Origin of the sequence: Streptomyces sp. NPDC007929, assembly GCF_042959065.1 — a bacterium.
Classification (GTDB): Bacteria; Actinomycetota; Actinomycetes; order Streptomycetales; family Streptomycetaceae; genus Streptomyces.
Window position 1 is genome coordinate 212,919 of record NZ_JBIBKD010000002.1, and the last position, 14,055, is coordinate 226,973.

11 protein-coding genes and 2 tRNA genes are annotated in these 14,055 nt (G+C 69.9%); 4 read left to right on the forward strand and 9 right to left on the reverse strand.

Going from position 1 to position 14,055, the window contains the following annotated elements:
* Nucleotides 1-46: 46 nt before the first annotated feature.
* The 3 genes from ACFZDE_RS05775 to ACFZDE_RS05785 all read right to left on the reverse strand — a co-directional run bounded on the left by ACFZDE_RS05775 (nt 47) and on the right by ACFZDE_RS05785 (nt 4,604).
* On the reverse strand, nt 47-1,987 hold the full coding sequence (locus tag ACFZDE_RS05775) for a galactose oxidase-like domain-containing protein (protein ID WP_391197755.1): 1,941 nt from the start codon (nt 1,985-1,987) through the stop codon (nt 47-49).
* Nucleotides 1,984-3,984, reverse strand: coding sequence for a glycosyltransferase family 2 protein (locus ACFZDE_RS05780; RefSeq protein WP_391197758.1), 2,001 nt, complete (start codon nt 3,982-3,984; stop codon nt 1,984-1,986). The genes ACFZDE_RS05775 and ACFZDE_RS05780 overlap by 4 nt, the downstream gene beginning before the upstream one ends.
* 546 nt (nt 3,985-4,530) lie before the next feature.
* Nucleotides 4,531-4,604: transfer RNA gene (locus ACFZDE_RS05785), tRNA-Lys, on the reverse strand.
* A 199-nt stretch (nt 4,605-4,803) separates the two neighbouring features.
* On the opposite strand from ACFZDE_RS05785, the gene ACFZDE_RS05790 reads away from it, so the two are divergent.
* The 4 genes from ACFZDE_RS05790 (at nt 4,804) to ACFZDE_RS05805 (ending at nt 9,754) form a co-directional block, all read left to right on the forward strand.
* Nucleotides 4,804-6,117, forward strand: a complete 1,314-nt coding sequence (locus ACFZDE_RS05790) for a peptidoglycan-binding protein (RefSeq protein WP_391197760.1) — start codon at nt 4,804-4,806, stop codon at nt 6,115-6,117.
* 84 nt (nt 6,118-6,201) lie between these two features.
* Nucleotides 6,202-7,326: an SPFH domain-containing protein gene (locus ACFZDE_RS05795; RefSeq protein ID WP_391003231.1), complete on the forward strand. Its 1,125-nt coding sequence runs from the start codon at nt 6,202-6,204 to the stop codon at nt 7,324-7,326.
* Nucleotides 7,327-7,427: 101 nt separating this feature from the next.
* Nucleotides 7,428-8,033, forward strand: a complete 606-nt coding sequence (locus ACFZDE_RS05800; protein ID WP_391003233.1) for a lytic polysaccharide monooxygenase — start codon at nt 7,428-7,430, stop codon at nt 8,031-8,033.
* 56 nt (nt 8,034-8,089) lie between these two features.
* A complete protein-coding gene (locus ACFZDE_RS05805) occupies nt 8,090-9,754 on the forward strand; it encodes an AMP-binding protein (RefSeq protein WP_391197762.1) in 1,665 nt (554 codons plus the stop codon).
* On the opposite strand, the gene ACFZDE_RS05810 is transcribed toward ACFZDE_RS05805, so the two are convergent.
* The 6 genes from ACFZDE_RS05810 to ehuB form a co-directional block, all read right to left on the reverse strand.
* A tRNA-Lys gene (locus ACFZDE_RS05810) sits at nt 9,720-9,793 on the reverse strand. The two genes, ACFZDE_RS05805 and ACFZDE_RS05810, sit on opposite strands and share 35 nt — an antisense overlap.
* A 110-nt stretch (nt 9,794-9,903) precedes the next feature.
* Entirely contained in the window at nt 9,904-10,662 is a 759-nt protein-coding gene (locus tag ACFZDE_RS05815) for an IclR family transcriptional regulator C-terminal domain-containing protein (protein WP_391197765.1), read from the reverse strand.
* A gap of 208 nt (nt 10,663-10,870) precedes the next feature.
* Entirely contained in the window at nt 10,871-11,668 is a 798-nt protein-coding gene (ehuA, locus tag ACFZDE_RS05820; protein ID WP_391003239.1) for an ectoine/hydroxyectoine ABC transporter ATP-binding protein EhuA, read from the reverse strand.
* Nucleotides 11,658-12,308: an ectoine/hydroxyectoine ABC transporter permease subunit EhuD gene (gene ehuD, locus ACFZDE_RS05825; protein ID WP_391003241.1), complete on the reverse strand. Its 651-nt coding sequence runs from the start codon at nt 12,306-12,308 to the stop codon at nt 11,658-11,660. The genes ehuA and ehuD overlap by 11 nt, the downstream gene beginning before the upstream one ends.
* Nucleotides 12,305-13,021, reverse strand: a complete 717-nt coding sequence (gene ehuC, locus ACFZDE_RS05830) for an ectoine/hydroxyectoine ABC transporter permease subunit EhuC (RefSeq protein ID WP_391003243.1) — start codon at nt 13,019-13,021, stop codon at nt 12,305-12,307. Before ehuC ends, ehuD begins: the two co-directional genes overlap by 4 nt.
* On the reverse strand, nt 13,018-13,959 hold the full coding sequence (gene ehuB / locus ACFZDE_RS05835) for an ectoine/hydroxyectoine ABC transporter substrate-binding protein EhuB (RefSeq protein ID WP_391197768.1): 942 nt from the start codon (nt 13,957-13,959) through the stop codon (nt 13,018-13,020). The genes ehuC and ehuB overlap by 4 nt, the downstream gene beginning before the upstream one ends.
* Between the last annotated feature and the right edge of the window lie 96 nt (nt 13,960-14,055).

A 14,055-nucleotide genomic window follows, 5' to 3' on the forward strand; every position in this document is an offset into this window, starting at 1 on the left:
AGAAGGGGCGCTCTCCTCGCGGAGAGCGCCCCTTTCCGGTTGCCCGTCAGGGCACCTTGACCCACTGCGCCTTGCTGGGCGTCCCGTCCGCGTCCGTCACGAACATCATGTACCAGCCCGCCTGGACCAGGTTCCGGTTCTCCGGCACGGTCACCGTCAGCTTGTCGCCGGACGCCTTGAAGTCCAGGGCGATCGAGCGCTGGTCGACGTCCGTGACGTGTGTGGCGGCACTCGGCCGGATCAGCCGGACCTTCTTGACGCGGGAGGCGTCCGACGAGGTGAACGTCCCCGTGGAGCCGCGCTCGATGGTCTGCGGCCCGCCCGACAGCGAGGGCCGGTCCCCGTCGCCGTACAGATAGGGCGGCGTGTAGATCTCGATGCGCTGCTCGAACTCGCCCGGCTTGGTGTTGGCCTTGTCGGCGTAGAGCGAGTCGGAGCCGAAGAACATCACACGGCCGTCGGGCAGCAGGATCGAACCGGAGTGGTAGTTGCGGCCCACGAGCGGGTCGGCGACGCGCTTGAGCTCGTTCTTCTCCGTGTCGTACAGCCGCGCCTCGAAGATGTTGGAGTCGCCGCGGCCGCGGTAGTCCTCCGAACCGCCGGAGATCAGCACGCTGTCGTCGGGCAGGACCGAGGCGCTCGGGTAGCGCGTGCCCTTGTCCAGGGACGGGCCGTCCACGAAGCGCGGGTCCGGCTTCTTCAGGTCGACGATCCGGGTCTTCTCGCTGGACCGCTCGGACTCGCCGACGCCGCCACCGCCGACCACCATGTACCTCTCGTCCTGCGCCGGAGGCAGCAGGACCGTGCCGGACGTCTCCATCAGCGTGGGGTCGCTCAGGCCCGGGATCTTCGAGAACTTGTTGGTGTCGACGTCCCACACGCCCGGCTCACGGCCGACGTTGTCCGGTCCGTAGCCCGCGTTGGACCCGGAGTAGAAGATCTTGCCGTTCTGCATGAGGAACAGCGCCGGGTAGGTCGGGAACTGCCGGACCTTGTCGGTGTAGGTCCACTTCTTGGTCTTCGGGTCGAACACCTCGTTCTTGCCCGGGACCAGCTGGCCGATGTCGTCGAGGCCGGAGACGCTGAGGATCTTCCCGTCGCTCAGGGTGGTGAGCGTCGGGTACCAGCGGGCCTCCTTCATCGGGTCGACCTTGATGTACTTCTCGGCCACCGGGTCGAACTCGAAGGCGTCCCGGATGCCCTGGAAGTCCTTCTTGTCCAGGGCGAGCTTCTGGGCGATGCCGTAGGTGTTCTCGGCGTCGGCGCCCTTCAGGCCGTGCACGCGGTAGTTGTCCTGCGTGCCCGTCTCGTACTTCTTGCCCCGCTTCTGCGCCTCGACGTAGATCCGGCCGAGACCGGGGTCGTTGCGCAGGAACCTGCCGGTCGCCTTGTCGAAGACCTTCTTGGCGCGCGGCACGAGCACCGGGTCCTTGGAGACGAAGGTCTTGCCGTTCTTCTTGCCGGTGAACGTGGTGCCCGCGGGCAGGGTGATCGGCTCGTCCGGGTTCTCGTTGTGGACGATCATCAGGCCGCCGGCCTTGGTGACGTCACCCTTGAGCTTCTCGTAGCGCTTGGTGCCGCCGGCGATCAGCAGATTGCCGTTGGCGAGCTGGGTGTGACCGGTGCAGAACAGGTCGGCCGGTGTGGGCACCTTCTTGATGGTGCCCTTGACCGGGTCCCATATCCGGGTGTCGAACTTCTTCGCGTCGAAGTTGTCCTGGTCGTTGCCCGACCCCGCGACGAGCAGCACCTTGCCGGTGCGCAGCAGCGCCGCGTGGATGGTGTTCTGCCGGTACTCCTCGGGGAAGTCGACGATCTCCCACTTGCCGTTCGCGGCCTTGTACTCCGGCTTGTTGATCTTGTACTGGTGGTATTTCTCGGTGCTGAAGCGGTAGAGCCACGGCCCGTTCATCCCGGCCAGCGCGAGTACCACCGCCGTGCCGATCGCGAGTCGACGGGCCCGGCGGCGGCCTGCACGGTCCTTCATTCCTTACGTCCCCCAAGTCCACCAAGGGCGATCTGCATGGTCTGGTCGGATCCCCCGACCTCCCCGTGTGCGCCCGGGGATGCGGCCCACGTGGGCTTGTGCTGCGGGGTGTGCCCGGTCGGCTGCTGCGGGATGGGCAGCGGCTGGGTCCGGGGTGCCTCCGCAGGGTCCTGCGGCCGGTTCGCGGCGTGGGCGGCGGGCTTCTTCGCGTCCTGCCGCAGCTGGTAGCGCCAGGCGAACACCGGCGAGGCGGTGATCAGCAGCGCGAACGTCGCCCAGATGATCATCGCGGGGTGGGAGTGGCCGTAGACGAAGCCGGCGGCGATCGAGCCACCGAAGATCGCGACGAAGTACCAGTGGTAGCGGAACGTGGCGAACCAGCGGTCCGGGCTCGCCGAGTCGCCCTTGGGCGTGACGACGAACTTGCTCTTGCGCCGCAGCACGGAGTCGATCAGCGCCTTCGCGTACAGCGGCGCCGACAGCGCGGACATCACCATGCCGGCCACACCACCGGAGCCCTCCGGCTCGTGCGGCGAGACGTTGTGCCGGCGGTTCCAGACGTACAGGCCGATCTGCAGGGCGGAGGCGTTGCCGTAGAGCATCAGCCAGACCGCCGGGTCGATGTTCACGCCCGAGGCGCCCAGGCCCAGGAACAGGCAGCAGCTCAGCGCGGCCAGGATCCAGTTGAGGGCCGACATCGGGTAGAAGATGATCATCATCGTGTAGTTGAAGAGCTTGCTCGGCGGCAGCGAGTACCAGCCCTTCCAGTACTGCCCGATGATCGTCTCGTACGTCCCTCGCGACCAGCGCATCTGCTGGGTGAAGAAGTCCGTCCAGGCGCTCGGGCCCTCACCGACGGCGAGCACGTCCGGCGTGTACACCGAGCGCCACTTGCGGCCCGTCGCCGGGTTCTTGTGGCGGTGCATCTCGAAGCCGGTCGCCATGTCCTCGGTGATCGAGTCGTACAGACCGCCGATCTGCTTGAGCGCCTTGATGCGCACCGCGTTGGACGTGCCGACGAACATGGGGGAGCCGTAGCGGTTGCCGGCGCGCTGGATCAGCGCGTGGAAGAGGAACTGCTGCGACTCGGCGGCCTTGGTGATGGGGTTGTCGTAGTTGCCGTAGACCTGCGGGCCGATGACGAAGCCGACGTCCGGGTCGCGGAAGAAGCCGAGCATCCGCTCCAGGTAGTTGGGCAGCGGCACGTGGTCGGTGTCGACGGAGGCGAAGAAGTCGTAGTTGTCGCCGTGCGCCTCGAGCCAGGCGTTGTAGTTGCCGTGCTTGGTCTTGGCGCGGTGCGGGCCCTTGGCCTGGTTCCACTTCGCGACGCCCTTGCGGGAGAAGTGGTGCACGCCGAGGCGCTCGCAGACCGCCTTCACGTCGGGGTCGTCGCCCTCGTCGAGCAGCCACACGTGCATCAGGCCCCGGTGGCGGATCTTGACGGCCGCCTCCAGGGTCTTCGTCACCATCTCCAGCGGCTCCTTGCCGGGCACGAAGGAGGTGAGGAAGGCCACTCTGGTGCCGGTCTCGGGCACCACCGGGATCGGGTCGCGGGCCACCAGCGTGGCGTGCGCGTTGGACAGCACGTTCATACAGCGGAAGAACTCGATCAGACCGATCGAGACGAGCATGACCATGTCCAGCGCGGGCAGCCAGTCGAAGGCCGGGTAGTCGCGCTCGGTCCAGTGCTCGGGCTGGAGCAGCCAGAACAGCAGCACCAGGGACAGCACCGGGGCGGCGGCCAGCATCAGGGCGACGCGGATGCGGTGCGGCTCCTGCGAGATGAGCGAGCGGTACTGCACCTTGTACGGCTTGTTCGGATCCGGCTGGGTGAGGGGACCCGCGAGCCGGCTGTAGTGCTCGTAGTCGTATCTCGGCAGTGTTTTCTTGATCCGCCGGAACGTCCCCGTGGTGCTCATGCGGTGCGAAGGCACCCTGAGCTGGGTGGTCTGGGACGGGTCGTTTTCCTGCCGGGCACCCGTGGGCCTCGACGTCATGAGTCATCCCCCCACACGCGGACAGCCGCGTGTTTCGTAGCTTCTTACCGTCTGCTCCAGGTCCCCCTCGACCTTCACAGACGTATCAGTGGTGGATCGCGGTCACCACGTCATCCACACCCTATAGACACGGCAACGCGACCTTCCGGTTGCATGATGCCCCCCTTGGCATCCGTTCATGAACGGGCCCCTACCCCCGTCCACGCCGCAACCGGTTCCGAGTCCCCCCAACTGCCGCGAACACGCAGCACCTTGTACAACCGGAAAACCAGAGTTCTACGGCGTCCATCATGATCGCAAGACGCGAAACACGGTGGTTACCGGTCAAACGCGTCCATTGTGACGGGTGTGGGGGCCCTGTGGAGCCGATGTGGACGGGGTGAGCGCGGATGTTGCAGAAGTGTTCTCTTCCGTGGGGCCGGCTTCCGCGTGGCCTGTCGTTCCATACGGCCGGCGGGCTCGTCCGGTTCAACGAGGTCCGCCCTCCGGTGCCCCGGGGGGTACGCAAGAAGGCCCCTCGCTTCCGCGAGAGGCCTTCCCGGTCGGTGCGCCGCCAGGGACTCGAACCCCGGACCCGCTGATTAAGAGTCAGCTGCTCTAACCAACTGAGCTAGCGGCGCCTGCTGACGTCGTAACTCTACAGGACGTCCGGAGGTGCTCCGGACCACCCCGCCGGGCCGCTGGAGGGGGTCCATGGGGCCGCCTTGTACATCATTCGGACCGTCAGCATGCGCGTGCGGAAGACAGTTGCGAAACTGACGACGCGCGCCCAGCGGAGCACGGGCGCCGCCTTTCCGCCGGAAGTGTGAGGGGAATCGCATGGAGTCTCCGGTATTCGAGGAAATCGACCCCGCGAGCGACTGCGACTGCCCCGGCTGCGTCCACTGGCGACGCGCCCTGCCGCATTCCTGGGCGGGCCGGGCCGGTGCCCACCCGGCCGCGCACCGGGCGCTCGCGCTGGCCGCCGTGGCCTCGGCCGCACTCGGCGCGGGCCACGCCCTCCCGGCCGCCGCCGCCCCGCACGCACCCCACCGCCCGGGCATCCCCGCAGGTGAAGAGCCTGACACTCCCCAGGGCGCCACGGCCCCGCTGCACGGCCCCGCGGGCCGTCCGGCCACGCCGCAGGTCGCCCCCAAGCCCACCGCCATCACCCGCACGGAGATCATCAACCGGGCCAAGACCTGGATCGCGGCGAAGGTGCCGTACAGCATGAGCGCCTATTGGTCCGACGGTTACCGGCAGGACTGCTCCGGCTATGTCTCGATGGCCTGGAAGCTGCCCGGAAACGAATGGACGGGCAGCCTCGCGCAGTACGGGGAGAAGATTTCCAAAGAGGAACTCCAGCCCGGCGACATTCTGCTGTTCCACAATGTGGCCGACCCCGAGAAGGGCTCGCACGTCACCCTTTTCGGCGGCTGGACGGACGCCTCGCACACCTCTTACACCGCCTATGAGCAGACCCGCCCGCACACCCGCCGGCAATCGACCCCGTACGCCTACTGGGACAACTCCGACCGGTACGTCCCCTACCGCTACAAGGGCGTCATCGCGGAGGAGCCGGTGCCCGGAAAGGACGGCGGCCTGCCGGGCGCCCCGGCCGTCACGGTGTACCCGGGAGCGGCCTACTTCGGCCCCGGCGCCAACAACAAGTACGTCACCCAGCTCGGGCGCATGCTCCTCGCGCGCGGAGCAGGCGGCTCGTACGCGTCGGGCCCGGGGCCGCGCTGGACCGACGCCGACCGCAGGGCGACCCGGGCGTTCCAGGCGGCGCAGGGCTGGACGGGCGCGGAGGCCGACGGGCTGCCCGGCCCGCACACCTGGGAGCTGCTGGTCACCGGCAAGGGCAAGGACGTGAAGGACGGGGCGGTCGGCCCGCCGCCCGCCTCCCATGGCGTCCCCGGATACCCGGGGCGGGCGATGTTCCGCCCCGGCGCGAACAACACCTACGTCACCCAGCTGGGCACGCAGCTGGTGCGGAAGGGGTTCGGCAGGTTCTACCGGGTGGGGCCGGGGCCGATCTGGAGCGAGGCGGACCGGCGTGCCGTCGAGGCCTTCCAGCGCACCCAGGGCTGGCGGGGCGGCGCGGCCGACGGCTACCCGGGGCCGGAGACCTGGCGGCGCCTCTTCTCGTAGCCGCTCGACCCGCCCCCGGCCCGTGCGGGCGGCCCCTCACCCACCCCTGTTGTGACGCATCTGGCGCGGAGGCTGGAGGCACGCATGAGTACGACCACTTCCCACCCGTCCGAGCCCGACGGACCGGCCGACGGACCGGTCCGGCCCGCCCGGCTCATCCAGAACGAGGCCACCACCGAGATCCCCGTCCACCTGCTGTTCCGCGACGACCCGGACCCGGCGCCGGTGCCGCTGAAGCCGGCGGTCGTCGGGCGCAGGCAGGGCACGGGGGAGCAGCCGCGGCTGCGGCGCCCGGTGGTCGGCGCCCCGAAGCGCCCGGTGCCGCAGGTCGATCCCGAGCTGGCGGAGCGGCCCGCGCGGGTGCTGCCCGGCGCGGTGGGCGTACTGGCCGGGGCCGGTGGCGCCGCCGGGTGCGTGGCGGCCTCCTGGTGGGCCGGGGTGCTGCCGCCGCTCGCGGTGGAGGCGCTACGGCTGCCCGCCCACGCCGGGGCCGGGCTCGGTCTCGCGCAGTGGGCGGCGCTCGCCGGGGCCGGGGCGCTGGGGCTGTTCGGGTTCGGGGGGCTGGCCCGGGGCCGTACCGGGCGGGCCTGGGTGCTGGACCTGTTCGGCCGCTACCGGGGGACCGTGCGGCGCTCCGGTCTGCTGTGGGTGAATCCGCTGCTGCTGCGCCGCCGGGTGGATGTCCGGCTGCGGCACTGGCGCAGTGAGCCGGTGCACGCGGCCGACGGGAGCGGGGTCGCGCTGCGGGTGGTCGTCCTGGTGGTGTGGCGGGTGCGGGACACCGCCCGGGCGGTGCTGGGCGTCGAGGACCACGAGACGTATCTGCGCGAGTGTGTCGAGGCGGGGCTGGCCCGGGTGCCGGTGGAGATGCCGGGCGGGCCGCGGGGGGCCGGGGACGCGGCGGGCGAGGCGCTGACCCGGCTGGTGGCGGCGGACGCGGCCCCGGTCGGCCTGGAGGTGTTCTCGGTGCAGCCGGTGCGGGTGGAGTACGCCCCCGAGGTCGCCGCCGCGATGCACCGCCGCCGGATCGCCGCGCTGGACGCCCAGCACCGGGCGAGCGTGCTCACCTCGGTCGTGGACTCGGTGGAGGACACGGTGACCCGGCTGACCATGCGGGGCCTGGTGGAACTCGACGACTACGAGCGGAAGGTGCTGGTGAAGGACCTGACGGTGGCGTTCTGCGCGGGCCGGGGCGAAACAGCTCCGTGATTGGTATGGACATGTTCAACAACCGCCCATAATCTCGAACTTGGTCTAGACCTACACGCACAGCTCACCGAACTTCCCCCACGTTCACCAGGAGCGGCAGCATGCGTACAAGGACCAAGTTGTCCGCAGCCGCGGTGGGACTGGCCACGACCGGAGCCCTCGTGCTCTCCTCCGGCGGTGCCAGCGGCCACGGCTACACCGACCTCCCCATCAGCAGGCAGAAGCTCTGCCAGAACGGCACCGTGACCAACTGCGGCTCGATCCAGTGGGAGCCGCAGAGCGTCGAGGGCCCGAAGGGCTTCCCGGGCTCCGGCCCGGCCGACGGGCAGATCTGCAACGCCGGGCTCGGCCACTTCAGCCAGCTCAGCGCACCGCGCACCCCCTCCGGCGGCGCCTGGCCCGCCACCAAGGTGACGGGCGGCCAGAGCTACACCTTCCGCTGGCAGTTCACGGCCAATCACGCCACGACCGACTTCAAGTACTACGTCACCAAGCCCGGCTGGAACCAGAACCACAACCTGGCCCGCTCCGACCTCAACCTCACCCCGTTCTTCACGGTGCCGTACAACGGGCAGCGCCCGCCCATGACGCTCTCCCACAGCGGCAGGCTGCCGAGCGGGCTCAGTGGGCGGCACGTCATCGTGGCGGTCTGGACGATCGCCGACACGGCCAACGCGTTCTACGCCTGCTCGGACGTCACCTTCTGAAGCGCTGAGTTCCCGTCCCTCCACATCTGACGGTACGTCAACTACCGTGCTCGCCCATGGACTCACGGGCGAGCACGGTCGCGGAGCTCATCGCCGCCCGCTGGGGCGACCACCGCCCCGGCCTGCGCTGCGATGACCTGACCCTGACACACCACGAGGTGGCGGCGGGCGCCGCGGCCCGGGCGGAACTCCTCACCCACCTCCTCCCCCCGGACGGCGTACCCCACCTCGGCGTGCTGCTCGACAACACCCCCGAGTTCCCGCTGTGGCTGGGCGCCGCGGCCCTGGCCGGAGCGGCGGTCGCCGGAGTCAACCCCACCCGGCGCGGCGCCGAACTCGCCCGCGACATCCTCCACACCGAGTGCCGCGTCCTGATCACCGAGCGGACCCACCTGCCGCTGCTGGCGGACCTGGACCTGCCGGGCGTACGCCTGCTGGTCACCGACACGGCGGAGTACGCCGAACTCCTCACCCCGTACGCCGGCGCCCGCCCGGACCCCTCCCGCGCCACCCCGCGCGACCGCTTCCTGCTCTGCTTCACCTCCGGCTCGACCGGCGCCCCCAAGGCCGCGCTCTGCTCCCAGGGCCGCCTGGCCGCCGCCGGGCACTCGCTGGCGGAGCAGTTCGCCCTGTCCGACGGCGACGTCCACTACGTCTGCATGCCGATGTTCCACGGCAACGCGGTGATCGCCGACTGGGCACCCGCGCTGGTGACGGGTGCGACGGTGGCGCTGCGCCGCCGCTTCTCGGCCACCGGGTTCCTGCCGGACGTGCGCCGCCACGGGGCGACGTACTTCACGTACGTGGGCCGGGCGATCCAGTACGTCCTCGCCACCGCGCCGCGACCGGACGACCGCGATCACCGCCTGCGCCTGGGCTTCGGCACGGAGGCGGGCGCGGTGGACGCCGCGGCCTTCGAGCGGCGGTTCGGGGTGCGGCTGGTGGAGGGCTACGGCTCGTCGGAGGGCGGGGCGGCGATCGCGTGGACCCCGGGGACACCGCCGGGCGCGGTCGGCCGGGCGGCACCCGGGCTCGTCGTGCTCGACCGGGAGACCGGGGCCGAGTGCCCGGCGGGTGTCTTCGACCGGGCGGGGCGGCTGCTCAACGGCGACGAGGCGATCGGCGAACTGGTCAACCGCGGTCCCAGCCCCTTCGAGGGCTACTGGCGCAATCCCCGGGCGGAGGCGGAACGCCGCAGGGACGGCGGGTACTGGACGGGCGACCTCTTCTACCACGACACCGGCGGTTACCTCTACTTCGCAGGCCGCACCGACGACCGCATCCGCGTCGACGGGGAGAACCTGGCGGCGGCGATGATCGAGAACATCCTCGCGCGGTACGAGGGGGCGGAGGCGGTCTGTGTGTACGCCGTGCCCGACCCGGTGACCGGGGACCAGGTGATGGCCGCGATCGCCGGGTCGTTCGACCCGGGGCGCTTCGCGGCGTTCCTCGACGCCCAGCCCGATCTGGGGACGAAGATGGCGCCCCGGTTCGTGCGGGTCGTGCGGCGGATGCCGGTGACGGCGACGCACAAGATCCGCCGGGCGGAGCTGCGCCGGGAGGGCCTGCGGTGTGCGGGCCCGGTGTGGTGGCGGCCGCCGGGGGAGCGGGCGTACCGGCGGCTGACCGATGCCGATCGGGAGCACGCTGAAAGGCCCCTCGCTCCCACGAGAGGCCCTTCATCGGTGCGCCGCCAGGGACTCGAACCCCGGACCCGCTGATTAAGAGTCAGCTGCTCTAACCAACTGAGCTAGCGGCGCATGACTCACGCCCGGCCCCCGGAACCGTGTTCCGCGGCGGGCGACGGAGAAAATACTACCCAATGCCGGGGGGTGCTCCGGACCACCCGGCACGGGGTCGGGGCCTGCCTCTAGATCGCCATGGAGAGCAGCACCGGTGCCGCGTGGCGGTTGAGGGCGTCGGCGGCCTGGCGCAGGCGGTGGGCGTGCTCCAGCGGGAGGGACAGGGCGAGGCAGCCGACGGAGGAGCCGGCCGTGATCGGGACGGCCGCGCAGACCGTGCCGACCGCGTACTCCTGGAGGTCCAGGACGGGCACGGTGGGCGGCTGCGCCTCCAGGCGGGAGAGCAGGAGCCGGTCGCTGGTGATGGTGCGCGAGGTGAGGCGGGCCATCTTGTGCCGGGCCAGGTGGTCGCGCCGCCCGGCGTGGTCGAGCTGGGTGAGCAGGCTCTTGCCGATGGCGGTGGCGTGGGCCGAGGAGCGGAAGTCGACCCACTCGTTGACCTTGGGCGCGGCCGGGCTGTCGGCGTACTGGGTGATGCTGATCTCGCCGTCGACGTACCGGCTCATGTAGACGGCGGCGCCCACCGAGTCGCGCAGCCGGTCGAGGGTGCGCTGGAGCTTGTCGCGCAGGGCCTGCTCATGATGGCGGGCGGAGCCCAGGCGGGTCAGGGACTCGCCCGTGACGTACGCGCCGTCGGTGATCTGCTCCACATAGCCCTCGCGGCGCAGCATCCGCAGGAGCGTGGTCAGTCGCTCCGGGGTGATGCCGGTGTGCCGGGCTATCTCGGCGTCGGTGACGCCGTTGGTACCCCGCGCGACCGTCTCCAGGACGCGCAGGGCTTCCTGGGCCGATCGGTACGGGGTGGTCGGCTCGTGCTTCAGCGCCACGGTGGTCTCCCCCTGCGCTTGCTGTAGGGCCGTAATCCGGTCAGTGAACCTCTTCCAGGTTAACCGGCAAAGGGCTTGCGGGGAGCGGGGGTTGACAAGATTCCCGGGGCTCCGGACTGGGGCAATGACACTCTGGCATATGCCAGAAGCATGCCCCAGTCCGCCCTCGTGCGAGGGGCCGGGCGTTGTGCCTGCTCACGGGGCGTAGTCAGAGCACTGCGCTGAGGAACTCCCGTGTCCGGTCCAGCTCCGGGTCGCTGAAGATCTTCTCCGGCGTTCCCGACTCGATGATCCGGCCCGAATCGAACATCAGCACCTGGTCGGAGATGTCCCGGGCGAAATTCATCTCGTGGGTCACACAGAGCATCGTGATGTCCGTGGAGCGGGCGATGTCCCTGAGGACGTCGAGGACTCCCGCGACCAGCTCGGGGTCGAGCGCGGAGGTCACCTCGTCCAGGAGCAGCACCTGCGGGCGCATCGCCAGGGCCCGGGCGATCGCCACCCGCTGCTGCTGGCCACCGGAGAGCTGGGCCGGGTGCGCGTCGCACTTGTCGGCCAGGCCCACCAGGTCCAGCAGACCCTTGGCCCGCTCCACCGCCTCGTCCTTCGACAGGCCGAGGACCGTCACCGGCGCCTCGGTGATGTTCCGCAGCACCGTCATGTTCGGGAACAGGTTGAACTGCTGGAAGACCATCCCGATCTTCTTGCGGACCTCGCGGACCTGCTTGTCGGAGGCCGGGAACAGCTGCTGCCCGTCGACCGTGATCGTGCCCTCGTCGGGCTTGAGCAGGGTCATCAGCAGCCGCAGGATCGTCGTCTTGCCGGACCCGGACGGCCCGATCAGGGTGACGTGCTTGCCGGCGTCGACGGAGAAGTCCAGGTGGTCCAGGACCGTGTTGCTCCCGAACCGCTTGGTGACCTGCTCCAGCCGGATCAGCTCGCCGGTGCTCCCGACGGGGTTCTTCTCGGGGTTGGTCCCGGGATTGGGGAGAGTGTCAGTGGGCAAGGCGTCGCTCCAGGGCTCGCAGGGCAAGGGAGGCCAGGTAGGAAATGACGATGAAGGCCACGCCGATCACCGTCAGGGGCTCGGTGAACTGGAAGTGCTCCTGCGAGTACAGGCGCGCCTGGCCGAGCATCTCCAGCACCGTGATCGCCATGACCATCGGCGTGTCCTTGAGCATGGAGATGACGTAGTTCCCGAGCGCGGGCACGACCCGGCGCACGGCCTGCGGCAGGATCACCGCGGACCACGTCCGGTGCAGCGGCAGGTTCAGCGCCGTAGCCGCCTCCCACTGGCCGACCGGCACGGCCTCGATACCGGCCCGGTAGACCTGCATCGTGTACGTCGAGTAGTGCAGCCCGATCGCGAAGACGCCGGTGGTCAGCGCCGAGAAGGTCAGGCCCCACTCGGGCAGCACGTAGAAGAGGAAGAACAGCTGCACCAGCAGCGGGGTGTTGCGGACGAACTCCGTGACCACGCCGACCGGCCAGGTCACCCAGCGCGAGGGCACCCGCATCAGCAGCGCCCACACCAGACCCAGCACGAACGACATCAGCGAACCGAGGGCCAGGATCTGCACGGTGACCAGCAGACCGTCCCAGAGGTGCGGCATGAAGCCGCTGACCGCGCTCCAGTCCCACTTCATGCGACCACACCTTCCACGCCGGACGTCTTCGGGCGGTCGAGCTCCTGGTCGGGCGTGCTGCCGACCGGCTTGCCCGTGCCGGCCTTGAGCTTGCGCTCCAGGCCGCGCATGCCCCGGGTCAGGACGAAGGCGATCACGAAGTAGATCAGCAGCACGATCGTGTAGATCTCCGCGCTCTCCTGGAGCGCCAGGCGCACCAGGTTGCCGCTGAACGCCAGGTCACCCATGCCCATGATCGACACCAGGGCGGTGCCCTTGAGCAGTTCGACCAGCAGGTTGGAGAAGGGCGGGATCATCTCCGGCACGGCCTGCGGCAGCAGGATCAGCCGCAGCCGCTGCCAGGGCGTGAAGCTGAGCGCGATGCCGCCCTCCTGCTGCGCCGGGTCGACCGCGTTGAGCGCGCCGCGCACGATCTCGGAGCCGTACGCCCCGTAGGTCAGGCCGAGCGCGAGGGTGCCCGCCCACAGCGGCACCAGCTGCCAGCCGAAGGCGATGGGCAGCACGAAGTACACCCAGAAGATCATCACCAGCGCCGACGTGCCGCGGAACACCTCGGTGTAGACGCCCGCGAGGAAGCGGACGATCCACAACCGGTGGGTGCGCGCCACGCCGACGACGAAGGCCACCGCGGCGCCCAGCAGGGCGCTGCAGACGAGCAGCTGGATCGTGACCCAGACGCCCTTGAGTACGAGTTCCCAGAGTCCCGAGGTCATCCGCCGCAGAGCTCCTTCGCGGTCAGATCCGTCATCTCGGCCTCGGTGAAACCGAACGGCTTGAGGATGCGGAGCAGTTCGCCGCTCTTCTTGAGCCGGCGCAGCTCCACGTTGAAGGCGTCGCGCAGGTTCGACTCGGTCGGCCGGAACGCGAAGGCGCCTCCGTCGACGTGCGGCTTGCCGCCGACGATCGGCTTGAACGGATCGGTGGCCTCCGCCTTGGCGGACTTCTTCACCACCTCGCGCACGGTGAGCGCCGTACCGGCGAACACGTCCACGCGTCCCGCCTCGACCGCGTTCAGGCCGGCGACCTGGTCCGGGACGATGAGGATCTCGCTCTCCTTGTACCCCGCCTCGACGGCGTACTGGATCTCGGCGTAGCCGGTCCCGGTGGCGAACTTCGCTTTCTTTTCGACGACGTCCTGGTAGCTGTGCAGCCCCTTGGGGTTGCCCTTGCGCACGATGAACGCGTCGAGCATCTGGTAGTCGGGGTCGGCGAAGATGACCTGCTCGCAGCGCTCGGGGTTGACGTACATCCCGGCGGCCACGACGTCGAACTGCTGGGAGTTCAGGCCCGGGATGAGCGAGCCGAACTCGGTCGGCACGGGCTGCACCCGGTCGACGCCGAGTCGCTTGAAGATCACCTTGGCCAGTTCCGGAGCCTCGCCGGTCAGCTCGCCGTCTCTGTCGATGAAGCCGAACGGGATCTCGCCGGCGATGCCGAGGCGGACGACGCCCGCCGCCCGGAGCCGGTCGAGCAGGTCACCGCCCTCGACGTCCGAGGCGGTGGCGACCTTGCTGCATCCGGCGGCGCCCAGCGCGCCGAGCGCCGCGACCCCCGCGAGCAGCGACCGGCGGGTGGGCCCGGAGGCGGGCCCGGATATGGGTTCGGGACTTCGCGGTCTGCTTCTGTGTGGGCTTCTCTGTGGTGGAGCCATGGGCGCGCGGCTACCCGACCGCATCCGAGTTATTCCGGTCTTTTCAAGCCCCGCACTCTCCCCGTGCGCCCTTGACCCGAGCGGCGGGGGGCACTC